This window comes from Acinetobacter nematophilus (assembly GCF_026344175.1).
GTDB lineage: Bacteria > Pseudomonadota > Gammaproteobacteria > Pseudomonadales > Moraxellaceae > Acinetobacter > Acinetobacter nematophilus.
Map to the genome: position 1 here is coordinate 451451 of NZ_JAPKMY010000001.1, position 26511 is coordinate 477961.

Here is a 26511-nt window from a genome sequence, read left to right on the forward strand (position 1 = left end):
CAAAAAACGCACGGGATGATCTTGAAAATAACAATTTCAGCCCCACCTAATTGATTGAATTTGAATTCTAAACATTCTATCAGACCATTCTTGACGGGTTTTCTGATGGGATAGCTGAGCTATTCACATCTATATATTAACAGATTGTGCTATCATGCACGGTTTTTCACTGCCACAGATTCAACGAGAAGAGAGTAAAGATGAGCGAAATGCATTCCCCTACTTCACAAGTAGCGGCTCTTATTAGCCGAGGCAAAGAACAAGGTTACTTAACCTACGCTGAGGTTAACGATCATCTCCCAGACTCAATCACAGAAAGCGAACAGATTGAAGACATTATTCAAATGCTTCAAGACGTCGGTATTCCTGTTCATGAACGTGCACCAGAAACTGACGATGCAATGTTTGATGGGAATAGCGAAGCTGGCGATGAAGTTGCAGAAGAAGAAGCTGCTGCTGTACTTGCCTCTGTAGAAAATGAACCTGGTCGTACCACTGACCCTGTACGTATGTATATGCGTGAAATGGGTACTGTTGAACTTCTTACACGTGAAGGCGAAATCAGCATTGCTAAACGTATCGAAGAAGGGATTCGTGATGTTTTACATTCCATCGCTTACTGGCCAAATGCAGTAGAAGTTGTACTACAAGAATATAAAGATTATGAAGCAGGTGAACGTCGCCTTGCCGATATTCTTTCAGGTTATTTAGATCCTGAAACAGATGAAGAGATTCCTGAAGTTCTAGAAGATGAGTCAGAAGATTTAGTTGATGATGAAAGCACTTCATCAACCAAACCAACCAAAGAAGTTAAACTGGATGATGATGACGAAGATGAAGAGTCAGAAGGAGATGATGATTCTGAAGGTGAGTCTGGTCCGGACCCTGAAATTGCCAAAGTTCGTTTTGATGAATTAGAAGCAGTTTGGAATACGGCAAAAGCAACGATTGCTCAACATGGTCGCAATAGCGCTCAAGGTGTTGAAGCAATGGAAGCACTTGCCACTGTATTTATGATGTTCAAATTCACACCACGTTTGTTTGACATTATCTCCGAAATGATTCGTGGTACACACGAGCAGATTCGTACCTCTGAACGTGAAGTGATGCGCTATGCAGTTCGCCGTGGACGTATGGATCGTACGCAATTCCGTACATCATTCCCTGGTCAAGAATCAAATCCAGCATGGTTGGACGAGCAAATTGCCAAAGCGCCTGCTGAGATGAAAGCTTATTTAGAAAAAGTTCGCCCAGATGTATTGGCATTTCAACAAAAAATTGCAGACATCGAGAAAGAACTTAATCTAAACGTCAAAGAAATTAAAGATATTTCCAAACGTATGGCGATTGGTGAAGCGAAAGCTCGTCGTGCCAAGAAAGAAATGGTGGAAGCAAACTTACGTTTGGTAATTTCGATTGCGAAAAAATATACCAACCGTGGTCTGCAATTCCTCGATTTGATTCAAGAAGGTAATATTGGCTTGATGAAAGCAGTAGACAAGTTTGAATATCGTCGTGGTTATAAATTCTCGACTTATGCGACTTGGTGGATTCGTCAGGCGATTACTCGTTCTATTGCAGACCAAGCACGTACAATCCGTATTCCTGTGCACATGATCGAGACGATCAACAAGATCAACCGTGTATCTCGTCAATTACTTCAAGAAATGGGACGTGAACCTACTCCTGAAGAATTAGGTGAGCGTTTGGAGATGGACGAAGTTAAAGTGCGTAAAGTCCTCAAAATTGCCAAAGAGCCAATTTCCATGGAAACGCCGATCGGTGATGATGAAGATTCACATCTTGGAGATTTCATTGAAGACAGCAACATCACCTCACCTGTTGATGCTGCAACTTCAGAAGGCTTAAAAGAAGCAACGCGTGAAGTGCTTGAAAACCTGACTGAACGTGAAGCCAAAGTTTTGAAAATGCGTTTTGGTATTGATATGCCAACAGACCATACTCTGGAAGAAGTTGGTAAACAGTTTGATGTAACACGTGAGCGTATTCGTCAGATTGAAGCAAAAGCTTTACGTAAACTGCGTCATCCATCACGTTCTGAACATTTGCGTTCATTCCTTGAAAATGACTGATTTCAATGCTTGATCTATGAATGCTGTTGGGACTTGAAAATTAATCGAGTAACCCCATTAAGTATTTAAGACAAACACAATGCCTGCACTGTTGCAGGCATTGTTGATAAATTAGAGGTGAAAAAATGTTAGACCGCACTCCATCTCGCGAATTACAAGAACATCTTTGGGTTTTTCCAATGGATTACCCAATTAAATTGATTGGTAATGCGGGTGAAGAATTACGTGGTGCTGTCGTCGAAATTTTGGTTAAACATTTTCCGGAATTTGATGAAGCAACCCTCGTTGTACAACCATCGCGTACAGGTAAATATCATTCAATTACTGCTCAGTTGCGTTTTGATGAGCTTGAACAAGTGCATGCATTATATGCTGACCTTGCAGCTTGCGAACATATCCGTACAGCATTGTAATTTGACAAACAATAAGGAACACGCCTATATGGCGTGTTTTTTATGCCGATTCATTATCTTCAATATATTGGACGAGCAGTTATTTGTAAAAGTTCAGCAACAGCTTTCACTTTTATTGGATAAATTTCTTTATAATTCATGAATCCGCCCTTCTCTCAAGGATACATATCAGTGAACGATGCTGTTCTAAAACCTCGCCTGATTATTCGCCAGTATCAAGAATTAAGTTCTTATTCAGAACGTTTTCAAGAAATGAAATCTTTTACTGAGCAACGTGATGAACACTCACCTGATCAGCTTTGGATTCTCCAACATCCTGACGTACTTACTCAGGGACAGGCAGGTAAACCAGAACACATCTTAATGCATACGGATATTCCAGTCGTGCAATCAGATCGTGGCGGACAAGTAACTTGGCATGGACCAGGTCAAATGGTGATTTACTTCATGTTTGATTTGAACCGTTTGAAATGGAATGTCCGCACACTCGTGACTTATGCAGAAAATCTGATGATTGATTTGCTTAAGAAATATCAAGTTGAAGCCTATGCCAAACCTGATGCACCCGGGGTGTATGTCAATGAAAGGAAAATTGGTTCTTTAGGTTTTAAAATCCGCAGAGGACGGAGCTATCACGGTTTAGCTTTAAATATTGACTGTAATTTAGAGGGTTTTCATACCATCAATCCCTGTGGCTATTCCGGTTTAGAAATGGTACGGGTTTGTGATTTAGTTCAGAATTATCCAGATTACAATCAATTGTCTCAAGATGTGGTTGAGTATTTTCAACGAAGCAATTACTTTAGTGAGATCGAAATCATTGACAAAAACTCAAGTGACGATGCAGTCACATGTAAATAAATCACTTTCTTTTTCCCCAAAAACAAATTAGAGTAATTACTCTAAAACAAAATGCAACTGAATAAGGGATTAGCGAGTGATTTCAAGTAAATCTATCAAACCCGCTTTGGAACAAGCCTATGTCAAACTCATGATGGATGTGATTGGCAGAGGTTTAGTGATGGCGAGTCAAGTTGATGATGAAATTAAACATGAAGTATCTGTACTCCCTGTTGGTTTTACATTATCGATGAAAGTTTTTCCAAATGGCGCTTCTTTTATTGCCAAGGTGAATCAAAAACAACAGCTTGAATTGGTCAAATCATTAGATCATAAACCTGATCTTTCGATTATTTTTAAGCATGTTCATCATGCTTTCCTGGTCTTTTCATTCCAAGAAAGTACAGCGCAAGCTTTTGCCAATGACCGTATGATTGCAGATGGTGATGTATCTTATGCGATCCGTTTAGTGCGTTGCCTAAACAAGATGGAAGCATTGATCTTACCAAAACTGGTCGCAGAACTTGCGGTCAAAGAATATCCTTCAGAATTAACTTTAAAAGAAAAATTAGCTGGCGCAGCGAATATTTATCTCAAAGTTGCCCAATCATATTTAAAAGGGAGCGCTTAACCCATGTCAAAACCATATTACGAATTTTTCTGCCCTGTAAAAGTGATTGCAGGTCATGCTGCGCTTGAGCACATTCCATTTGAACTTGCCGCATTAGGCGCTAAACGCCCGATGATCATTACTGACAAAGGTGTTCGCGCCAATCAACTCTTGGCACCAATTGAAGCAGCCTTTGAATCTACTGAGATTAAAATTGGTGTAATCTTTGATGATGTACCTCCCGACTCTAGCCTAGAAACTGTGCGAGCTGCGGCTCAGGCCTATCGCGAAAATAATTGTGATGCGATTATTGCAGTGGGTGGGGGTTCAGTCATTGATACATCCAAGACTGCCAATATTCTTGTATCCGAAGGTGGTGATGATTTATTAAAGTACTCAGGTGCACATAACCTCCCTCGCCCACTTAAACCTTTTTTCGTGATCCCGACGACATCAGGTACCGGTTCAGAGGTGACACTTGCAGCTGTCGTATCGGATAATCAAAAAAATGTAAAACTGGCTTTTGCATCTAATTACTTAATGCCACATGCGGCTATTCTTGACCCAAGAATGACTCAGACCTTGCCACCGCATTTGACGGCAATGACGGCAATGGATGCCATGACACATGCGATTGAAGCCTATACCTGTATCGCGGCCAATCCGATCTCAGATGCCTATGCTACAGCTGCGATCAAAAAAATCAGCAAGAGTCTGTTTGATGTACTGGATAATCCAAGTGATGCCAACGGGCGCTTAGAACTTGCACAAGCATCGACTATGGCCGGAATCGCATTTTCCAACTCTATGGTTGGTATTGTTCATTCACTGGGTCATGCTTTAGGTGCCGTCGCTCACTTACCACATGGTTTATGTATGAACTTATTCCTCCCTTATGTACTGGAATACAATAAAGAAGTGAATGGTGACAAAATCGCTGATCTATTACTACCACTTGCTGGCGCTGATATTTATGCACAAACACCTGCCAACCAACGCGCCGATAAAGCCATAGAGATGTTGAAAACAATGCGTGATCGCATTAACAGTCTGACCAAATTACCACGTACACTCAGTGAGACAGGTAAAGTCACTCAATCACAATTTGAAGAAATTGCAGATAAAGCACTCAATGATGGATCCATTATTTTTAACCCTAAAGAAGCAACCTTGAAAGATTTGAAATCTATCTTAGAAAAAGCTTGGTAATTGTTTAAAATTAAGACAATATACACATATGAATTGGCCTGATGTTTATCTAAACATCGGGCTTTTATCTTGCAGAATGGTCAGTCAGCTATTTTTTAATCAAGATGGCATGTTTTCTGCTAAAAAAGCAAACAAAGTTACTGACAAATGCTGCCTTTTTAGAGTAGATTGGCGCACTTTTGTTTTATTCTTTAGGGGGGATCGTTCGTCTCAAACGATCCTTATAAATATGACTGATCCTTGATCAACGATTAAGAGGATAACGCCGTTGACAGATATCACTGGGACCCAATCCGCAGCCAAACTGAAAAAAAATCTTGTGCTGTGGCATATCATCATTATTGGTCTAGCGTATATTCAGCCACTTACCTTATTTGATACATTCGGTTTAGTATCAGATGGAAGTCACGGACACGTTCCAACTTCATATATTTTTGCGCTTGTTGCCATTCTTTTAACCTCTATCAGCTATGGTCACATGATTAAGCGTTACCCTTCTTCAGGTTCTGCTTATACCTATGCACAAAAATCAATCCACCCCAATGTCGGCTTTATGGTCGGCTGGTCATCTTGGTTAGATTATTTATTATCTCCACTCGTCAATATTATTTTGGCGGATATTTACTTAAGGGCTTTATTCCCAGACGTTAATAACTGGATATGGGTTATTGCGTTGACTGCCATTATGACAGTGATTAACTTATTTGGTTCTCGTTTTGTCGCACGATTTAACAGTACCATTGTCGTTGTTCAGTTAGGCATCATCTTCTATTTTGTCTATGAAGTTTATGTCTTGCTCACGCAAGGCGTTTATGCTGATGGCACATTAAATCCAGATAAAGCTGCATTATGGTCACTTGCTCCTTTTTGGAGTGAAATGACAACCATTGGTGCATTAATTGGAGGCGCAACGATTCTGTGCTTCTCGTTCACCGGATTTGATGCACTTTCATCACTGGCTGAAGAAACCAAAGATGCCGAGAAAACTTTGCCAAAAGCAATTTTTTCAACTGCTTTAATTGCAGGTATCATCTTTATTGTGAGCACTTACTTTATCCAGCTATTTTTCCCGAGCAATGCAACGATTTACTTTAATCCATTGGATGAGTCTCAACCTGTGATGTTGGAAGCGTTAGGCAATACCACACTTCTCACGGCAATCACCGGTATCGCATTTAAAAAGCTGGTGCTTTATTTCGCTGTGATTGCGGTACTTGCATCAGGAATTTCGGCACATGCTGGTGTATCTCGCTTGATGTATGTGATGGGACGTGATGGGGTAATCAACAAAAAAGTATTTGGTCATATCAGCCCGAAACTACATACCCCGACCTATAATATTTTGATTGTCGGCGTAGTTGCACTCTCTGCGGGTTTCCTAGACCTTGAGCATATCGTTAACTTGATTAGTTTTGGTGCTTTGACCGCATTTAGCTTTGTGAATTTCTCAGTGATTTCGCGCTACGCACTACGCGATGGCAGAACCAAATCACTGAAAGAAATCATTAATTATGTTGTCATTCCTTCACTTGGTTTTGCCAGCGTATTTTTAATGTGGCTAGAAATTGATGAAATGGCATTAAAGCTTGGATTAGCTTGGGCTGTACTGGGTGTTGCCTATTTAGCATATAAAACTCGTGGTTTCCGCTATCCTGCTCCGCAACATAATGAGCATGAATAATCAAATATTTCCAAAGTTCTAAAAACAAAGGCGCTCAATGCGCCTTTGTTTTTTTGGATGGGTTCCAGAAATAAAACCATGAATTATGCAATAAATTTATCCGTAATGGCTTGAATACGTTTTGCATAGGCTTTTGCTGTTTCCAAATCACCACTTGGAATTTCATCAACACTGGCATCAGATGGCGATTGAACCAATAAGCCCACAGAACCACCTAAATTATTCACATCCTGACGTGTCGCATCTTTTGTATTGGCTGGCAACAATCCTAGACTCACCCAAATCCCCCCATGTTGAGATGCAAGCGTTTGCAATGAAATTAAGGTCACTTGCTTATCACCATTTAAACTTGCACTGTTGGTAAAACCACCAAAGATTTTGTCACTCCAAGCACGTGTAAACCAACGCTTTGAAGATGCATCAGCAAATTTTTTGAACTGCCATGGCGCATTTGCCATATAAGTAGGTGCACCGAATACAATTGCATCAGCAGCATCTAAAGTGTCCCAATCTTGATCTTGAATGTTTCCTTCCTGATCAATTTGGATCAATGTTGCATTAATTTCAGTTGCGAAAGTTTCTGCAACCACTTGAGTATGACCATAACCTGAATAATAAACGACAGCAATTTTTGACATGATAAATCCTCGTGTATATGTCACTTTTGAATTGAATATTTGATATAGCTGGGTAATGTTGCGGTTAAACCTTTTTTCAGTGCCTGTGTGGATGCTCCCACCAATACTTCAAATGCATTGTCTTCAATTCCCTCAAATACCTGTTTTGCCACAGTAGATGGAGAAATTTTAGGAATATCAAGTGTCTGGGTTAAGTCAGTATCAATAAATCCCACATGTACGCCCATCACATGAACATTAAATTGAGATAACCATTGACGAGTTGAATTGGTAAACGACCAGGCCGCAGCTTTAGACACTGCGTAACTGGTCAAAAGTGTACTTGGCTCCCAAGACACATCAGAAAGAATATTGACGATATAACTTTCAGACTGACTTTCAAGAATGGGGGAAAAATACTGAGTTGTATTCATTACCCCATATAAGTTGGTTTCTAAAACAGTTTGTGTTGTTGCCACAACATTACTTTCAACTGGGCTTTGATTAAGACGGGCAATTCCCGCATTGTTCACCAAAATATTAACGTCGCCACATTCTGCTACTGCATTTTGAATGGAAATAGGATCTGTTACATCCACAATAACCGGAATCATGCCCTGTTCATTAAAGTCTGCACTATTACGCATTCCTGCATATACTTTTTGGGCACCACGTCGTACAGCTTCTTGTGCCAATGCTAAACCTAACCCTCGATTTGCACCTGTTATAAAAATGACTGCATCTGTAATTTTCATTGCAACAATCCCCATTCAGATCATATGGTCAGTCAAAACAACTGACTCAGTCACAGGCTGTTTCAACGCTATAAATTTATGATATACTTTTGAAATCTAGTATCAATTAGTTACTACTTGGTAACTGGTCAATTTTTTGTTTTAAAATGCCTGCACAGAGGATGGATTTTATGACTAATGCATTCAATTTTAATATTTTTCATCCTGATTGCCCGGCACGATCTTTTTTTGAAAAATTTGCAGATAAATGGATTTTATTGATCATCTATCAACTCGATCAGCAATCTCAGCATTTCAACGAACTCAAAAAAAATCTCACAGGTATATCTCCGAAAGTGCTTTCTCAGAAATTAAAAATTCTTGAAAGAGACGGCTTTATTTCCCGCACCATTCATGAAAACAATGTCATTCGAGTTGAATATGCTTTAACAACACTGGGGCGTGAATTTGCTCAAACTGCGCTATCTTTTAAAATCTGGGCTGAGGGGAATATGCAACATGTGATACGTGCGCAGAGGCAATTTGATTTAGTTCAAGCAAAAACTGAGCCAGCGATAATATAAGTCACCTGTATTGCAAAAATACAAATGATGCTCTTAAATACCATCAATATATCCCTAAATTGCATCATCACGGGTACATATAACCTAAATAGAATTCCAACATTGCAGGCTGAATGGAATAACAACAATGAAGATTATATTTTTCTCTATCTTGATCACGATCAGCAATCTCACTTTTGCATCTTATGAAAACTCATGTGATCTTATTGTTAAACTTTTAGAAAATACCTCAACTCGTACGCTTTATATCAATAGAGATGGACTTGGTGAGATTGAGGAAACATCAATGCACATCAAAGGTGTTGTCAAAAAAGCACAAGCAGCTGGGCGTGCAGATCATGGCTGCCAACACTATATTGGTCAAGTTATAGAAGAGAATTTAGCAAATTATCCAAATCGCTCAGAACTTAAAAAGGGAGAGAAAATTAAACTGAATATCTTGATCACAGAGTACAAAGGAGTGCCTAGATCTGAATCAATAAGCTATGTAGGGCTTTCCAAATAGTAATCATTTTAAATTCATCATCCATCTTAAAAAGCCCATCGGTTCGATAGGCTTCTAATGCGTTATTTTAATTCTTTAAATCCTTGCTGGCGCCATGCTTCGTAAAGAATGACTGCCGTCGCATTGGATAAATTTAAACTACGTGAATTCGGTGCCATAGGTAAACGAATCCAATGTTGCTGAGAAAACATCATTCTTACATCTTCGGGTAAACCTCGTGTTTCTGGTCCCATTAATAAAGCAACAGGTCGATTTAAATCCGAGGTATGCGGTGTTTCAGTGCCTTTGGTAGTCAAAGGATAAATCGCATCCAGATCGATCCCCTGCGTCTTTAAATGCGCCAAACAGTCAGTAAAGTTTTCCCAAACTTTCATATGTGCCCATTCATGATAATCCAGCCCGGCACGACGCAACTTCTTATCATCCAACTCAAAACCCAAAGGTTTGACAAGATGCAATTGTGCACCAGTATTGGCACATAAACGAATGATATTCCCTGTATTTGCAGGAATTTCAGGCTCGTATAAAACAACATGAATCACGGAAGATCTCTACTTTTCAGAATCCAACCCAAATACTTTAAAAAGAGAATATCTTTTTCATCAGTAAAGGATTAGAAAAATTTTATTGCCACTGTAATTGTTCGCGCAAACTCACCACTTCACCAATAATGGTCAAAGTAGGGGCTTGAATATGGTTTTCTTCAACTTTTGATGCGATGTCTGCCAAAGTCCCCACCACAACTTTTTGCTCAGGTGTTGTACCTTTAGAAATTAAAGCCACTGGCATATTCGGTCGTTGACCATGCGCAATCAGATTTTCACAAATTTTTTCCAAGCCGACCAAGCCCATATATAAAACCAGTGTTTGGTTTTCATAGACCAACTCATGCCATGGTAACTCAGGCGAACCTTCTTTTAGATGTCCCGTCAAAAACCGTACACTCTGTGCATAATCTCGGTGTGTAAGTGGAATCCCAGCATATGCAGAACAACCTGAAGCAGCTGTTACACCAGGCACAACCTGAAATGCAATATTTGCAGTGAAAAGTTCTTGGATTTCCTCACCGCCTCGTCCAAAAATAAACGGATCACCACCTTTCAAACGACATACACGTTTACCTTCAGTGGCATATTTAACCAATAAAGCATTAATTCCATCCTGAGGTACAGAATGATTGGATCGTGCTTTACCTACGTATATTTTTTCTGCATCACGCCTGCATAATTCCAATATTGGTGCTGAAACCAAACGGTCATAAATCACCACATCCGATTGCTGCATCAGTCTCAATGCTTTTAACGTCAAAAGCTCAGGATCTCCCGGACCAGCACCCACCAAATATACTTCGCCTTTCGGCTTTTGCCATTTGTCTAAGGCTTGTTCAATCAGATGATCTGCCTCAATCAAGTTGTCATTAAATACCTGTTCTTTTAAAGGACTGGCATATAAATCTTCCCAAAAAATGCGGCGCTCATCTGGATTGCTAATGTGTTCTTTCACCACCTTACGCCATTTCCCAGAAAAATCAGCAAGTTTACCCATACCATGAGGAATTACAGCTTCAAGTTGCGTACGAATTTGTCTGGAAAGAACAGGAGAAGAACCATTGGTTGCAATCGAAACAATCATTGGGGAGCGATCAATAATGGCGGGTACCATAAAGCGACAGTGTGGAGGATCATCCACACTGTTAACCAAGATATTGAGATCTTCACAAATTTCAAATACAGCTTGATTGACTGTACTATCATTGGTTGCAGCAATGACCAAACGATAACCACTTAGGTTATTTTGTGAATCAAATTTTTCCGGATGATATTGTCCATGAGTTGAGTGAACAATATCCAAAAGATCAGATTCTATATTAGGTGCAATTACATGAATAATTGCACCTGCTTTAGCCAATAAAATTGCTTTACGATAAGCAATACGCCCACCGCCTACAATCAGACAAGGTTGCCCCTGTAATTTTAATGAAATTGGGAAAATTTCCACAGCATTCCTCAAATGTTCAAATCTGATTGTAGCAAGCAATATTTATGCACAAAACGATCTAGTTAATTGACTAAACATTCATTAATCGATGAATGTTGCACCAGCCATGTACGGACGTAAAACTTCTGGTACCTCAATAGAGCCGTCAGCACGCTGGTAATTTTCCATCACCGCCAACAACGTGCGACCCACAGCTAAACCAGATCCATTCAAGGTATGAACCAACTCAGTTTTCTTTTGGTCAGTGCGATAACGAGCCATCATACGACGTGCTTGGAAATCCCACATATTTGAACAAGATGAAATCTCACGGTAAGTATTTTGACTTGGTACCCAAACCTCTAAATCATAGGTTTTGCATGCACCAAAGCCCATATCGCCACCACATAAAACAATCTTGCGATATGGCAAGCCCAAGGCCTGTAAAATCCCTTCAGCATGACCTGTTAAAGCCTCTAAAGCATCCATTGAGTCTTCAGGTTTAACGATTTGAACCATTTCAACTTTGTCAAATTGATGCTGACGAATCAATCCACGTGTATCACGACCATACGAACCTGCTTCACTACGGAAACATGGTGTATGTGCTGCGTACTTCAAGGGTAAGCGATCAGCATCAATGATTTCATTACGAACAAAATTGGTTACAGGAACTTCAGCCGTCGGAATCAGATAATATTCTTTCTCACCCTGTAATTTGAATAAGTCTTCTTCAAATTTAGGTAATTGTCCTGTTCCACGCAGTGAATCAGCGTTTACAAGATAAGGGACATAAGCTTCGGTATAACCATTTTTAAGTGTATGAGTATCCAGCATGAATTGGGTTAACGCACGTTGTAAACGCGCCAAAGGACCTTTGAGCACACTAAAACGTGTACCCGTTAGTTTAGTAGCTGTTTCAAACTCTAAACCGCCCATCATTTCGCCAAGATCAGTATGATCTTTGATTTCGAAATCAAATTGACGCGGTGTGCCCCATTTCAGGATTTCCACATTATCACTTTCATCTTTGCCTTCTGGCACAGACTCATGGGGTAAATTTGGAATAGACATCAATTTTGCTTCAAGTTCAGTCTGAAGTTCATTCAATTCCACTTCAGCTGCTTTGATTTCATCACCAATTGCACCCATGCGTGCCATGATTTCAGAAGCATCACCACCGGATTTTTTGATTTGACCAACTTGTTTCGCACCCGAATTACGTTCCGCTTGTAAGTTTTCAGTTCTAGACTGAATTTCTTTACGGCGAGCTTCTAGTGATGCCCATTCGTCAACATTCAGTTGCACACCACGTTTTGCCAAGGCTAAATTAACTGCCTCGATATTATTTCGGATTAATTTTGGGTCGATCATAGTCAATCTAAAGTGAGAAAAAAACTGTCTATAGTGTAAGCGCTTCACTGCAAAAAATACAGTGACAGCGTATTACACAAATGCGAATTGTATGATTTGGCAACACATTTATGGTTTTGCGGCTTGCTCTGCTACAGGCTCAACCTGAGGTAAACTTGGTAGATACTCGGGTTTTATTAAATCTTTAGCCGTTTGATATGGGAGTTTTAACTCCGGCATTCCTTCCGCATACGAGGTCAACTCATATAATGGATAAACAAAGACAATGCCGTTTACGCCATAGTAATAGTTATCGCTCAACTGCAACTTATCGCGTGTAATATCTTTTTGAATCAACCAATTAGAGTTTGCATCGTAAAGTTGTTCTGCCACCTTGGATTCTACATTCGGTTTTAAAATATCAGTCAGTGCCAAACGTTTTTGCATGCTTAAATCAAAAGTTACGTATTCATTATGATACATTCCATGTGCAGCACCCGCGGCATAGGTATAGGTTTGAATCACAAAAGTGGCTAAATTATTTTGTTGTGATATAAAACGGACATAAATCGAATTTTGATTGAGACCTTTTGGAGATGTCTGAGCTTCACTTTCAGCCGAAATATGCGCTGAATCTTTTTCAAAAGCACCAGGCACATCTTTTTTTATTCGATTGAGAAAATATTCATCAATCCAGGGGACATTGCTTTTTACGCTCTGTAAATCATATTGAGTGCAGCCCTCTTCATCACAAAACTGCTTTTTAACACCATCAACACGTTGGACCTTTGCTTGGATCAATGGAATTTGCGTCGATTTTGCAGTGCTTGTCCCAGTTTGTTCTGTTTGAGGTGCAGGCTTTTCTTGACAACCTGTAGCGATCAGTAAGACTGAAAATAGTGCTGATACGACCAATCCTGTTTTTAAATTCACTTGCATTACCATGTCATAAAGCATAATTAAAGATTTCTTTTATCATAAAACCAGAAATTTCAAATTAATATTCATAATTGTTAATGACTAATATTTTATTGGACGAAACAGTTTATTTTTATATCCAGATCCAGATTAGAGAAAAATCAGATTGTTTTTAACGCCTACTTTATCAGCGTCGTCACAGCTCAATTTATTTTGACGTTGTTCATGCGGGAAGAAATAAAAAGCAACCATTTGATTGCTTTTTATTGAAAAAATTGCTTATTGATCAATAATATCTGTACCTTTAGGAGGTACAAAATTAAAGGTTGAAGCAGGAATTGCGGCATTCACATTGACATTGTTAAAACGTACAGTGGTGGTTTGTCCCAATGAATCTTGCAAGATCATCAGTGTTGGAGCATTTTTAGCCCCAAAACTAATCGTCAGGCTTTGGAAAGCACCATCTTTTTGCTTCGGATAAAGCGTGTAATAGGTTTTACCTGAATCAGGCTGAGTGATTCGATAGGCTTTTTGAATCTGCTGGGTATTTCCACTTAATAGCAATGCAGGCGTATTTGCCACTTGCTCATCTAAGCTCTGTCTAACGGCTTGTTGTAAATCAGGATCATAAATCCATACAGTACGTCCAGCAGTCACGATCGTCTGCTTTGCAGGCGTTGTCGTTTCCCAATAGAACTTTCCTGGGCGCTCTACTTTCATCACCCCTTTAAAGGTCTGGTTCATATGCTGGGCAGTTAAGCCTTTTTTCTGTGCAGCTTTACCCGCTTGTGTTGCCTTGGTGGTTTGTTCAAAATTTGCAGTAAAGCTTTTTACGCCACTGAGCTGTTTGACAAGGTTGGCTGTCGCTTGTTGCTCCGACGCAGCAGTCGCTGCAAAAACTGTTGTGCTCATGACGGGTGCAAGCAGTGCTGCACCCAAGGTTACTGCACCCATCGTTTTACGAAGCATATTCATATGTTCACCTTTGCTATGTCTGCATATAAAACCACATGCAGAATGTTATTTAGATGACCTAATCTTAAACTAAATCATCCCAGTAATAATTGAGAAAATAAGAAGTTTTGTATTGTTATTAGTTCAATATGTAGAAAATTATTCATCATGATGAAGAGTAAATTTAATGTAAACACACTCTTGAACATAAAAAAGCCCGCAATAAAGCGGGCCTTTTTCGAACCATTAAAGCTTACACTTCAACAGATACATAGCGACGGCCAAACTGACCTTTCACTTCAAATTTGATTACGCCATCAGCAGTAGCAAATAAAGTATGGTCACGACCCATACCTACGTTTGCACCAGCGTGGAATTCTGTACCACGTTGACGAACGATAATGTTACCAGCAGTCACAGCTTGACCACCGTACATTTTAACACCTAACATTTTAGGGTTCGAATCACGACCGTTTTTAGTCGAACCACCGGCTTTTTTAGTTGCCATGTCTCTATACTCCTAGTGATTAACCTGCGATCGCAGTAATTTTCAACTCGGTAAACCATTGACGGTGACCTTGTTGTTTACGGTAGTGCTTACGACGACGCATTTTAACAATACGGATTTTGTCATGACGACCGTGACCAACCACTTCTGCAGTTACTTTTGCGCCAGCGACAACTGGAGCACCGATTTGAATGCTTTCGCCATTCACAACCATTAATACATCATCAAATGTAATCGTTGCGCCTGTTTCAGCTTTCAACAATTCAACTTTAAGGGTTTCACCCTCAACAACACGGTGCTGTTTACCACCGCTTTGGATTACTGCGTACATAACGTACTCCAACTTGCCCGTGTCGTCGTGCCGATAAAGGAATATATCGATCTTAAAACGAACGCCACTGGGGGTTATACAAGGGCAAAGATTTTAAGTGATAATGAATTAAACAACAAGTCATTTTCATCAAATATTAGCATTGCCTATAAATTAATCGCAAAAATCATATTTTTTTAATGTTTATCCCTTGAATATGTGAATTTTTTTATTAAATTGAAATAGATTTTTAAAACAAATCCGCTACTATGTAGCTCAAAACAACAATGTACAGAATATTTAATGTTTTATGCTTTTTTGGACAAATAAAGAACAAATCATTAAGATTCAGGCACGATGTCTGCTTCCAAAAGCAACATTCAGACATATTCATTGTTACACTAACGACTTAAAACGCATTTGCATGAGGCTCCCACCCGATGACCATCGACTTTAAGCAAGATATTCTCGCTCCTGTTGCAACAGACTTTGCTGCGATGGACAAGTTTATTAATGAAGGGATTACCTCAAAAGTTGCTTTAGTGATGGCGGTTAGTAAACATGTGGTTGAAGCAGGTGGCAAACGTATGCGCCCCATTATGTGTTTACTTGCAGCAAAAGCTTGCGGTGCAACCGATATACAAATGGAACCGTATCGTAAACTGGCTGCCATTATTGAAATGTTACATACAGCAACATTGGTTCACGATGATGTCGTTGATGAGTCAGGTTTGCGTCGTGGTCGTCCGACTGCAAATGCAACATGGAATAACCAAACAGCAGTTTTAGTGGGCGACTTCCTGATTTCACGTGCTTTTGACTTGTTGGTTGATCTGGACAATATGATATTGTTGAAAGATTTTTCGACAGGAACCTGTGAAATTGCTGAAGGTGAAGTTTTACAACTTCAAGCACAACATCAACCTGAAACCACAGAGCAAACTTATTTAGATATTATTCACGGTAAAACTTCACGTTTATTTGAGTTGGCAACAGAAGGCGCTGCCATTCTTGCCGGTCAACCAGAATATCGCGAACCTCTCCGTCTTTTTGCTGGGCATTTTGGCAATGCCTTTCAAATCATTGATGATATTTTAGACTATACCTCTGATGCTGAAACATTAGGTAAAAATATTGGTGATGATTTGATGGAAGGAAAACCGACTTTACCTTTAATCTCTGCTTTAGCCAATACACAGGGCGAAGAACACGAAATTATTCGTAAGAGTATTGCAACTGGTGGGACAGCAGATTTAGAACGTGTGATTGAAATCGTGCAAACGTCTGGTGCTTTAGATTATTGTAGTCGCCGTGCAAATGAAGAAACACAAGCTGCAATCCAAGCACTGAGTCATTTACCTGAATCTGAATACCGTCAAGCATTGTATAACTTGGCGCAACTTGCCTTACATCGCATTCAATAGAATTAACAAGGCTTATGCATATACATTTTAATGATCTTTTCCTCCTTATGCAGGAACAACTTGACGATCCCAAGGTTGTTCCAAATCCTGATATTTTAATTGAGTTAGTCAAACGGATCAGACCCAATGACACCAGAAATTTAGAAGAAATTGAAAATAAATTCAATGCTTTAATTCAAGCTTTACTCATTACACCAAACGCATCTTCAGCATTTCAAGGCTACTTACTAAAGTTAGTCAATCATTACAAACAAGCAGGACTATATGCAGACAGCGGCATATTATCCTTAGATGGTTTCTGGAATCAGCTTGGGCAACGTATTGGTGCACACTTTCTTCCTTTATTACCTGATGAAACTGAACTGAAAGATTTAGTCGGTAAGGTTTTTTATCAACGTAGTGATAAATATTGGCTTGAGAATATTGATTCAGAAAATTGGAAACAGTTATTTCAACTTCTCAATCAAGGACACCGCTATAGCAATGATAAACTAGGCATCAAACGCGATATTATTAAAGCCGTTACGGTACTCTCCTACCGAATTAGTGGCATTGGCTTATATCCTGAGTTTATCAATGCTTATCCTGAATTACAGGAATATGAATCTCCATTTTTGGTTCAGAACCGTGAAATCGTTGAATTTATAGAAGCATATAAAAAACAACACCGTGATCAGGATCAATATGCGGTCACTGTTCCACCAGATGCAGACCAAGCTCTGGTGATGATTGAACAGTGCCGTGATGTTGTGTTCAAGGTTCGTCGAGCAATTAAGCGGATTGGTGTCAGCCTGAGTTTGACCTATTTATTGTCGCTCCTTGAACAATGCTTGGATCGTATTGAACTGTTATTGAATCTCTTGGTCGAAGATGATCAGATTCGTTATCCATTGTGTGGAGAACTCCTTACTGACTTGGTTGATGCGCATTATAGCGAAACCAGTGTGCGCGACTTACTCAAAACCAATAGTGAATTGATTGCACTACAAGTTACAGAAAATGCCAGTAAAACGGGTGAGCATTATGTAAGCACCGATAAAAAAGGTTTCTTGGGCATGTATCAGGCAGCTGCAGGTGCAGGCGCTATCATTGCTACAATGGCTACGCTTAAAATCCTTTCTGCACGTTTAGTGCTCGCCCCTTTTATGCATGCTTTTCTCTATAGTATGAATTATTCACTGGGTTTTATTCTGATTCATGTTTTGCATTTTACGGTTGCAACTAAACAACCAGCAATGACTGCTGCTGCACTTGCATCAACTGTACAGCATCAAAAAGGATCTAAAACTGCACAAATTGCAGAACTTGCGGGTCTGATTATTAATATTATTCGTACTCAGTTCATTGCGATTTTAGGCAATATTTCGATTGCAATACCCACCGCTGCATTCATCACCTATTTATGGCAATGGGTAATGGATGAACCTTTGCTCACACATGCAAAAGCCACGACCTTACTGCATAGCTTAAATCCGTTTACCTCGCTTGCCATTCCACATGCAGCAATCGCTGGTGTTTGTTTATTTTTATCAGGATTAATTGCAGGATATTTCGATAATATGTCGGTTTATCGCAAGGTTGGACCACGCCTAAAAGCCCACGCCAAATGGAAGAAGCTTTTAGGACAAGAACGACTCAATAAATTCGCGGATTACGTTGAACGTAATTTAGGTGCACTGGCAGGTAATTTCCTCTTTGGAATCATGCTTGGAAGCATGGGGACCATTGGTTTTATCTTGGGTTTACCTCTGGATATTCGCCATATTGCTTTTGCATCTGCAAACTTTATTCAAGGTCTGATGACAATTAATGGTTCTCCGGATATTGGTTTAATTATCGTATCTTTTCTAGGTGTTTTATGTATTGGTTTAACTAACTTATTTGTGAGTTTTAGCTTAACAATTATCGTTGCACTTAGAGCAAGACAGGTACGTTTTTCCCAATGGAAACCTTTGGCAAAACTTATATTTACCCATTTTTCAACACGTCCTATTGATTTTTTCTGGCCCCCTAAACAACCTTTACAACTTGAAGATGAAACAACTCCACAAAACAAACTAAATCACTAAACTTTTTGTTATTTTTTGTGCAAAATGTCAAATATTTTACAAAAAGAAATTAGTATAAATTACCTAATTTTACTCACTTGAAAAAAAGTGTACTGGCGAGTACACTTCAGTGCATTAAATAAACTTAACGTACATGTTTTTATACTCTAGGTCATTTTATGCCTTATGTATTGCTCCTTATTGGCTGTATAAGTTTACTTATTGGGAGTATTGGTTTAACCATTAACCAAATACAACTCTTTGATTTATCAAGTGTTGTATGGATGAGTTCACACCGTTTAGATTTTTTAAATGGTATTGCGCTTGGCCTATCCTACCTAGGCGGCTTACCGTCAATGATCGTGATTGCAGGGCTGTGTAATATATATTTCATACGCCTGAAACAGTATGCAAACTTACTGATGATCAGTATTGGGTTACTTGGTGCTTCAGCGATTGGTTGGATAATTAAATATCTGGTCAATCGCCCACGACCTGATGAAATCTACCAAATGGTGCAGACCTATGGTGCTTCATTTCCCAGTGCTCACAGTATTTATGCTGCTATTGTATGTTGTTCGATTATGTTTATATTTCAAAAGCATCACCACGTTAAATGGATTGGCCTGGGGGGCTTTTTATGGTTTCTAAGCATGGGGGTCTCTAGAATTTATCTGGGAGCACATTTCCCAACAGATGTACTCACTGGATGGGGTATAGGTTTCATATGGGCTGCTGTTTTATGGTTCATATTGACACCAGAAACGTTAAGTCAGAACAAATTATTTTTAGATAAGAATCTAAACGAGGTGGAATAATGATGTCGGCAAAGCTTTGGGCTCCTGCCCTTACTGCTTGTGCTCTCGCAACAAGTATTGCACTTGTAGGTTGCAGCAAAGATCCTAAATCAGCACAAGAAGCTGGTGGTGCTGCCCAAAAAATGCCGCCGACTGAAGTTGGTGTCATTGTTGCTCAACCACAAAGCGTTGAACAGACTGTAGAACTTTCTGGTCGTACTTCAGCCTATCAAATCTCTGAAGTTCGACCGCAAACAAATGGTGTGATTTTAAAACGTTTGTTTACAGAAGGCAGTTTTGTTCGTGAGGGTCAACCTCTTTACGAGATTGATTCGCGAGTTAACCGTGCAAACTTAGACAATGCAAAAGCAGCTTTAGTGCGTCAGCAAGCGAATTTAAATTCATTACAAGTTAAAGCAAATCGTTATCGTCAACTTGTTGGCATTAACGCAGTGTCTAAACAAGAATATGATGACTTACTTGCCCAAATAAAACTTGCTGAGGCAGACATTGCTGCTTCAAATGCGACTGTTAAAAATGCGCAAATTGACCTAGGCTACTCAACTGTTCGTTCGCCTATTTCCGGTCAATCAGGGCGTTCATCTGTTACGGCTGGTGCTTTAGTCACAGCAAATCAGGCGAATGCTTTAGTAACGATTCAACAGCTTGATCCAATTTATGTAGACATCAGCCAATCCAGTGCTGAGTTGTTACGTCTACGTCAACAATTGAGTCAAGGTAGCATTGATCGTAGCAATAATACAAAAGTGCGCTTAAAACTTGAGGATGGTAGTTATTACCCAGTTGAAGGAAATCTGGCATTTTCCGATGCAAGTGTAAACCCGGAAACAGGTTCTGTGACCTTGCGTGCTGTGTTCTCAAATCCAAATCACTTGTTGTTACCCGGTATGTTCGCCAATGCGCAAATCGTACAGGGTGTGATTCCGAATGCTTACTTAGTTCCACAAGCTGCGATTACTCGTACGCCAACAGGTCAAGCGATTGCAATGATTGTCAATGCAAAAGGCCAGGTTGAAAGTCGTCCAATCACAACCGCTGGCGTTCATGGTAAAGACTGGATCGTCACTCAAGGTTTAAATACAGGTGATAAAGTCATTGTTGATGGTATCGCGAAAGTTAAACCTGAACAGGAAGTGGTTGCTAAACCTTATCAGCCACAAGCTGAAGCTCAACCTGGACAAGCTGCGCCTAAACCAGCAACAGCTGCTCAACCTGCGGCTCAGCAAGAAAAAAACAGTGAACAAAAATCTACTTCACATGCTTAAGGGGTAGACTGAATGGCTCAATTCTTTATTCATCGTCCGATTTTTGCATGGGTAATTGCACTCGTCATTATGTTAGCGGGTGTACTCACGCTGACAAAAATGCCCATTGCACAATATCCGACGATTGCACCACCGACTGTCACAATTTCTGCGACATATCCAGGTGCATCTGCTGAAACTGTTGAAAATACAGTTACACAGATTATCGAACAACAAATGAATGGTTTGGATGGCTTACGCTACATCTCGTCTAACAGTGCGGGGAACGGTCAGGCTTCCATCCAAATAAACTTTGAACAAGGTGTCGATCCCGATATCGCCCAAGTTCAAGTACAAAATAAATTACAGTCAGCAACTGCTCTTTTACCTGAAGATGTACAACGTCAAGGGGTAAAAGTGACCAAGTCTGGCGCAAGTTTCTTACAGGTACTTGCATTCTATTCAACAAAAGACAGTCTTTCTGCAAATGACATTAAGGACTATGTAAACTCGAATATTTCAGAACCGCTAAGCCGTGTGGCAGGTGTAGGTGAAGTGCAAGTGTTTGGTGGTTCTTATGCGATGCGTATTTGGCTTGATCCTGCAAAATTAACCAGTTTAGGGCTTACACCAAGTGATGTGGCTGCCGCAATTCGTGCTCAAAACTCACAGGTTGCTGTAGGTCAGTTGGGTGGTGCACCATCTGTTGATGGACAAGTACTCAATGCAACTGTCAATGCACAAAGCATGTTGACGACACCTGAGCAATTCAGAAATATTTTCTTGAAGAACACCAGTGAGGGTGCTCAAGTTCGTTTAGGTGATGTTGCTCGTGTTGAATTAGGTGCAGACAACTATCAATTTGATTCTAAATACAATGGTAAACCTGCGGGTGGTGTTGCAATTAAACTTGCGACAGGTGCAAATGCACTAGATACAGCAAAAGCTGTTGAAGCACGTTTAGTTGATTTACGTAAGAACTACCCAGATGGCATGAAAGATGAATTGGCATTTGATACAACGCCATTCATTCAATTGTCGATCGAAAGTGTAGTCCACACCTTAATTGAAGCTGTTATTCTTGTATTCTTTGTCATGTTCCTGTTCTTACAGAACTGGCGTGCAACGATTATTCCAACAATGGCTGTACCAGTGGTTGTATTGGGTACCTTTGCCATCATCAACCTATTTGGATTCTCAATCAATACACTGACCATGTTTGCGATGGTACTGGCGATTGGTCTCTTGGTAGATGATGCGATCGTGGTCGTTGAGAACGTTGAACGTGTCATGCAGGAAGATCATTTGGATCCAGTCACTGCAACAGAGCTTTCAATGAAACAGATTTCTGGGGCATTGGTTGGTATTACCTCTGTATTGACAGCTGTATTCGTTCCGATGGCGTTCTTTGGCGGTACAACAGGTGTAATTTATCGACAATTCTCGATCACATTGGTAACTGCAATGATCTTGTCGTTGATTGTTGCTTTAACATTTACCCCTGCCCTTTGTGCAACGATTCTTAAACAGCATGATCCGAACAAAGAACAAAGCAATAACATCTTTGCTCGCTTCTTCCGTTGGTTCAACAATGCTTTTGATCGTACTGCTGAAAAGTACCAAAACGGCGTAAACCGTATGACGCATCATAAAATATTCTCTGGAATTATTTATGCAGTCGTTGTCGGTGTATTGGTTACTGTATTTATCAAAATGCCATCATCATTCTTACCTGAAGAAGATCAGGGTATTGTAATGACTTTGGTACAGTTACCCCCAAATGCAACCTTGGACCGTACAGGGAAAACAATTGACACGATGACCAACTATTTCTTGAATAAAGAAAAAGATTCGGTTCAATCTGTCTTTAGTGTTGCGGGTTTCTCTTTCACAGGGGTCGGGCAAAATGCGGGTCTTGCTTTCATCCGATTAAAAGACTGGGAAGAACGAAGCACGCCTGAACAACAGATTGGTGCAGTGATTCAACGTGGCATGGCACTCAACATGATCATCAAAGATGCGTCATATGTGATGCCACTTCAATTGCCTGCAATGCCTGAATTGGGTGTGACTGCTGGTTTTAACTTGCAGTTAAAAGATCCAGGTGGTCAAGGTCATGACAAACTGATTGCTGCACGTAATGCGATCTTAGGCATGGCATCACAAGACAAACGTCTTGTCGGTGTACGACCAAATGGTCAAGAAGACACACCTCAATATCAAATCACGATTGACCAAGCGCAAGCAGGTGCGATGGGTGTAAGCATTGCTGACATCAACTCAACCATGAGCATGGCTTGGGGCGGTTCTTATATCAATGACTTCGTTGACCGTGGTCGTGTCAAGAAAGTTTATGTTCAAGGTGATGCGAACACTCGTATGATGCCTGAGGACTTAAACAAATGGTATGTGCGTAACAGCAAAGGAGAGATGGTTCCATTCTCTGCTTTTGCAACAGGTAAATGGACCTATGGTTCCCCTCGTCTAGAACGTTACAATGGTGTTGCTTCAGTCAACATTCAAGGTACACCTGCTCCTGGTGTCAGCTCCGGTGATGCGATGGCAGCAATGGAAGAAATCATTGCCAAATTACCATCTATGGGCTTAGCCGGTTATGATTATGAATGGACAGGTTTATCATTAGAAGAACGTGAGTCTGGCGCTCAAGCACCATTCTTATATGCGCTTTCTTTATTGATTGTATTCTTGTGTCTTGCAGCACTCTATGAAAGCTGGTCGATTCCATTCTCAGTATTACTTGTAGTTCCATTAGGTGTATTGGGTGCGGTGTTATTGACCTATTTCGGTATGATCATTAAAGGTGATCCAAATCTTTCCAATAACATTTACTTCCAAGTGGCACTCATTGCAGTCATCGGTTTGTCTGCGAAGAATGCAATTTTGATTGTAGAATTTGCGAAAGAGTTGCAAGAAAAAGGCGAAGAGCTGTTTGAAGCTACATTGCATGCTGCAAAAATGCGTTTACGTCCAATCATTATGACAACTTTAGCGTTTGGTTTCGGTGTACTCCCTCTTGCTCTGTCAACAGGTGCAGGCGCTGGTAGTCAACACTCAGTCGGATATGGTGTGTTGGGTGGTGTGATTAGTTCAACACTTTTAGGTATCTTCTTTATTCCTGTATTCTTCGTATGGATTCGTAGTATCTTTAAGTACAAACCTAAAAATCAAAATATTCAGGAGCATAAATCGTGATGCAAAACGTATGGTCTATTTCAGGTCGTAGCATTGCGGTATCTGCACTTGCGCTTGCTTTGACAGCTTGTCAAAGCATGCGTGGCCCAGAACCGGTAGCTCAAGCGAACATACCTACGAGTTATATTGATAATGGCACGGGTACGTCCATTGCTTCACAAGGCTATAAAGAGTTTTTTGCAGATCAACGCTTGCTTCAAGTGCTTGATCTTGCTTTAGCCAACAACCGTGATTTACGTACAGCAACATTGAATATTCAACGTGCACAACAAGCTTATCAAATCACTGAAAATAATCAGTTACCTACGATTGGTGCAAGTGGCGGTGTTTTACGCCAAGACCAAGGTATGGGGGCTCAGACACGTTATAATGTTGGTCTAGGTGTAACTTCTTATGAGTTGGACTTTTGGGGTCGTGTAAAAAGTTTAAAAGACAATGCACTAGATACTTATCTATCGACTGCAAGTGCACGTGATGCAACGCAAATCAGCTTAATAGGTCAAGTCGCACAGGCTTGGTTAAATTATTCTTTTGCGACAGCACAACTTAAACTGGCTGACCAAACACTCAAAGCTCAACTCGATTCTTACAATCTCAACAAAAAACGTTTTGATGTGGGTATCGACAGTGAAGTGCCTGTTCGTCAGGCACAGATCTCCGTTGAAACTGCTCGAAATGATGTTGCGAACTATAAGACACAAATTGCTCAAGCTCAAAACTTGTTGAACTTACTTGTTGGGCAACCTGTTCCTGACAATTTGCTGCCTAAACAACGTGTAACACGTATTACCACGAATTCAGCATTTGCTGCTGGCTTGCCAAGCGACTTGTTGAACAACCGTCCTGATGTTAAAGCAGCTGAATATAAACTTTCAGCTGCGGGTGCGAATATTGGTGCTGCTAAAGCACGTTTATTCCCCACCATCAGCTTGACTGGTTCTGCGGGTTATGCGTCGACGGATTTAAGTGATTTGTTTAAATCTGGTTCATTTGTTTGGTCTTTAGGTCCTAGCCTTGATATTCCACTGTGGGATTGGGGTACACGTAAAGCGAACATTAAAATTTCAGAAACAGATCAACAAATTGCGTTATCTGACTATGAAAAATCAATTCAATCTGCTTTCCGTGAAGTGAATGATGCTTTAGCGACACGTCAGAATATTGGTGATCGTCTCTCTGCACAGAAACGTTTAGTGGATGCAACCAATACCACTTACAAACTTTCAAATGCCCGCTTCCGCGCAGGTATTGACAGTTTCTTATCGGTATTAGATGCACAACGTACTTCATACTCTGCTGAACAAGGTTTATTGCTTTTAGAACAAGCCAATCTAAACAATCAAATTGAAGTGTATAAAACCTTAGGTGGTGGTCTGAAAGCCAATACCTCAGATCAAATTGCACAACCTGCTTCTTCGTCTGAATTGAAATATCATCCTAACGACAAAAAGTAGGTCAAATCAAATTGATCATAAAAGCTCACTACGGTGGGCTTTTTTTATTGCATTTTGAAGCAGAATTTCCTATGTTGGAAACAGATCATCTTTGTTGAATATTGAAAAAAATGAAATTAAGTAATTTGGAAACCGTCCCTGCCCACAGTATTAAGCAACAACTTGATGTAGTTTACGGGAGCACTGTTCGAAGTAAACATGTCGGGCGTGATTTGATGGCCGGCTTAAAAAATATTGTGGGGGGTGAACTGAAAGGCTATACCGAACTCTTGGAAGAATCGCGCCAAGAAGCTATGAATCGAATGATTGAAAAAGCACAAGCGCTGGGTGCCAATGCGATTGTGGGAATTCGCTTTTCAACGTCCAATATAGCACAAGGGGCGTCAGAACTTTTTGTCTATGGTACAGCGGTGATTGTGGAGCCGACCCAGACACAACTTCCAGACCCATTTTCAAATTAGGCAACATACATGGATGGTTTAATTTTTAAAATCGGATTAACGCTGGCTCTGTTTTTTATAGGATGGGGCTTCGGTCGATTCATTGAACAAAAGCATCTCAAAGAATTGGTGGAAAAAGAACAGCGCCTTGCACATATTCGTATCGATACCAACAAGTTCCAAACGTCTGAACGTTATGGGCAGTTGATCAGTAGTAATGTGGTCATTTCTCATGATTACTTTAAATACATCATTGCACAGATTCAGAATTTTTTTGGTGGACGTTTAACAACTTATGAAACTGTGGTTGATCGTGCACGGCGTGAAGCCATCGTGCGCTTAAAACAAGAAGCTGAAAATATCGGATCAACACATATCATGGGTTTACGCCTAAGCACGACCGAACTTGGCATGCAAGGCGGCATGGTTGAAGTATTTGCTTATGGTACAGCAACATAAATACAGTATGAAACCAATCAAGAATCATTCATTTTAGTCTGTGACGAACTGAATGATCTTGATTTTCTTCATCCAGCCACATCATGATTATCCTATACTTGATTC

The 26511-nt window shown here is 40.2% G+C and carries 25 protein-coding genes; 16 read left to right on the plus strand and 9 right to left on the minus strand.

Annotated features, from left to right (window positions below; all coding sequences use genetic code 11):
* Positions 1–146: 146 nt before the first annotated feature.
* The 6 genes from rpoD (at position 147) to OSH00_RS02215 (ending at position 6846) form a co-directional block, all read left to right on the plus strand.
* Positions 147–2093: an RNA polymerase sigma factor RpoD gene (gene rpoD, locus OSH00_RS02190; protein ID WP_266129044.1), complete on the plus strand. Its 1947-nt coding sequence runs from the start codon at positions 147–149 to the stop codon at positions 2091–2093.
* Positions 2094–2218: 125 nt separating this feature from the next.
* A complete protein-coding gene (locus OSH00_RS02195; RefSeq protein WP_004828246.1) occupies positions 2219–2506 on the plus strand; it encodes a YbeD family protein in 288 nt (95 codons plus the stop codon).
* A 171-nt stretch (positions 2507–2677) separates the two neighbouring features.
* A complete protein-coding gene (gene lipB, locus OSH00_RS02200) occupies positions 2678–3367 on the plus strand; it encodes a lipoyl(octanoyl) transferase LipB (protein ID WP_266129045.1) in 690 nt (229 codons plus the stop codon).
* A gap of 76 nt (positions 3368–3443) precedes the next feature.
* Positions 3444–3977, plus strand: coding sequence for a hypothetical protein (locus tag OSH00_RS02205; protein ID WP_004828241.1), 534 nt, complete (start codon positions 3444–3446; stop codon positions 3975–3977).
* Positions 3978–3980: 3 nt separating this feature from the next.
* A complete protein-coding gene (locus OSH00_RS02210; protein ID WP_266129046.1) occupies positions 3981–5165 on the plus strand; it encodes an iron-containing alcohol dehydrogenase in 1185 nt (394 codons plus the stop codon).
* 268 nt (positions 5166–5433) lie between these two features.
* On the plus strand, positions 5434–6846 hold the full coding sequence (locus OSH00_RS02215; RefSeq protein WP_196076080.1) for an APC family permease: 1413 nt from the start codon (positions 5434–5436) through the stop codon (positions 6844–6846).
* A gap of 83 nt (positions 6847–6929) precedes the next feature.
* Here the strand turns inward: OSH00_RS02215 and OSH00_RS02220 are convergent, their stop codons facing one another.
* Positions 6930–7484, minus strand: a complete 555-nt coding sequence (locus OSH00_RS02220) for a flavodoxin family protein (RefSeq protein ID WP_266129047.1) — start codon at positions 7482–7484, stop codon at positions 6930–6932.
* 20 nt (positions 7485–7504) lie between these two features.
* Complete coding sequence (locus tag OSH00_RS02225) at positions 7505–8233, minus strand: SDR family NAD(P)-dependent oxidoreductase (protein ID WP_338150148.1); 729 nt, start codon at positions 8231–8233, stop codon at positions 7505–7507.
* Between the two features lie 155 nt (positions 8234–8388).
* Between OSH00_RS02225 and OSH00_RS02230 the strand changes: the two genes are divergently transcribed.
* Together OSH00_RS02230 and OSH00_RS02235 are read left to right on the plus strand one after the other, a co-directional pair.
* A complete protein-coding gene (locus tag OSH00_RS02230) occupies positions 8389–8781 on the plus strand; it encodes a winged helix-turn-helix transcriptional regulator (RefSeq protein WP_266129049.1) in 393 nt (130 codons plus the stop codon).
* Between the two features lie 127 nt (positions 8782–8908).
* Positions 8909–9286: a hypothetical protein gene (locus tag OSH00_RS02235; protein ID WP_266129050.1), complete on the plus strand. Its 378-nt coding sequence runs from the start codon at positions 8909–8911 to the stop codon at positions 9284–9286.
* Between the two features lie 62 nt (positions 9287–9348).
* Here the strand turns inward: OSH00_RS02235 and OSH00_RS02240 are convergent, their stop codons facing one another.
* The 7 genes from OSH00_RS02240 to rplU form a co-directional block, all read right to left on the minus strand.
* A complete protein-coding gene (locus OSH00_RS02240; protein WP_266129051.1) occupies positions 9349–9828 on the minus strand; it encodes a tRNA (cytidine(34)-2'-O)-methyltransferase in 480 nt (159 codons plus the stop codon).
* An 82-nt stretch (positions 9829–9910) separates the two neighbouring features.
* Complete coding sequence (cysG, locus tag OSH00_RS02245; protein WP_266129052.1) at positions 9911–11284, minus strand: siroheme synthase CysG; 1374 nt, start codon at positions 11282–11284, stop codon at positions 9911–9913.
* A gap of 81 nt (positions 11285–11365) precedes the next feature.
* Positions 11366–12637 carry a serine--tRNA ligase gene (gene serS / locus OSH00_RS02250; protein WP_266129053.1) on the minus strand — a complete coding sequence of 424 codons (1272 nt, stop codon included), beginning with the start codon at positions 12635–12637 and terminating at the stop codon, positions 11366–11368.
* Between the two features lie 108 nt (positions 12638–12745).
* Positions 12746–13573: an RsiV family protein gene (locus OSH00_RS02255; RefSeq protein WP_420909495.1), complete on the minus strand. Its 828-nt coding sequence runs from the start codon at positions 13571–13573 to the stop codon at positions 12746–12748.
* A gap of 240 nt (positions 13574–13813) precedes the next feature.
* Positions 13814–14509 (minus strand): outer membrane lipoprotein periplasmic chaperone LolA, encoded by a 696-nt coding sequence (gene lolA, locus OSH00_RS02260; protein ID WP_196076071.1) that lies wholly within the window; start codon positions 14507–14509, stop codon positions 13814–13816.
* A 232-nt stretch (positions 14510–14741) separates the two neighbouring features.
* Entirely contained in the window at positions 14742–14996 is a 255-nt protein-coding gene (gene rpmA / locus OSH00_RS02265; protein ID WP_004828213.1) for a 50S ribosomal protein L27, read from the minus strand.
* 19 nt (positions 14997–15015) lie between these two features.
* The gene (rplU, locus tag OSH00_RS02270; RefSeq protein WP_010113102.1) at positions 15016–15327 is read right to left on the minus strand and encodes a 50S ribosomal protein L21; all 312 of its coding nucleotides are present in this window, start codon (positions 15325–15327) and stop codon (positions 15016–15018) included.
* Positions 15328–15746: 419 nt separating this feature from the next.
* Here rplU and sdsA point away from each other — a divergent pair, with 419 nt between their 5' ends.
* From sdsA to OSH00_RS02310, 8 genes are all read left to right on the plus strand, one after another.
* Positions 15747–16730, plus strand: coding sequence for an All-trans-nonaprenyl-diphosphate synthase (gene sdsA, locus OSH00_RS02275; protein WP_266129055.1), 984 nt, complete (start codon positions 15747–15749; stop codon positions 16728–16730).
* A gap of 14 nt (positions 16731–16744) precedes the next feature.
* A complete protein-coding gene (locus tag OSH00_RS02280; RefSeq protein ID WP_266129056.1) occupies positions 16745–18799 on the plus strand; it encodes a site-specific recombinase in 2055 nt (684 codons plus the stop codon).
* 158 nt (positions 18800–18957) lie between these two features.
* On the plus strand, positions 18958–19596 hold the full coding sequence (locus OSH00_RS02285) for a phosphatase PAP2 family protein (RefSeq protein WP_266129057.1): 639 nt from the start codon (positions 18958–18960) through the stop codon (positions 19594–19596).
* A complete protein-coding gene (locus OSH00_RS02290) occupies positions 19596–20861 on the plus strand; it encodes an efflux RND transporter periplasmic adaptor subunit (protein WP_266129058.1) in 1266 nt (421 codons plus the stop codon). The genes OSH00_RS02285 and OSH00_RS02290 overlap by 1 nt, the downstream gene beginning before the upstream one ends.
* Before the next feature lie 12 nt (positions 20862–20873).
* Complete coding sequence (gene adeJ / locus OSH00_RS02295) at positions 20874–24053, plus strand: multidrug efflux RND transporter permease subunit AdeJ (RefSeq protein ID WP_266129059.1); 3180 nt, start codon at positions 20874–20876, stop codon at positions 24051–24053.
* Positions 24053–25507: a multidrug efflux RND transporter AdeIJK outer membrane channel subunit AdeK gene (gene adeK / locus OSH00_RS02300; RefSeq protein ID WP_266129294.1), complete on the plus strand. Its 1455-nt coding sequence runs from the start codon at positions 24053–24055 to the stop codon at positions 25505–25507. The genes adeJ and adeK overlap by 1 nt, the downstream gene beginning before the upstream one ends.
* A gap of 110 nt (positions 25508–25617) precedes the next feature.
* The gene (locus tag OSH00_RS02305; protein ID WP_266129060.1) at positions 25618–25968 is read left to right on the plus strand and encodes a YbjQ family protein; all 351 of its coding nucleotides are present in this window, start codon (positions 25618–25620) and stop codon (positions 25966–25968) included.
* A gap of 9 nt (positions 25969–25977) precedes the next feature.
* Complete coding sequence (locus OSH00_RS02310; RefSeq protein ID WP_266129061.1) at positions 25978–26406, plus strand: YbjQ family protein; 429 nt, start codon at positions 25978–25980, stop codon at positions 26404–26406.
* Positions 26407–26511 lie beyond the last annotated feature (105 nt).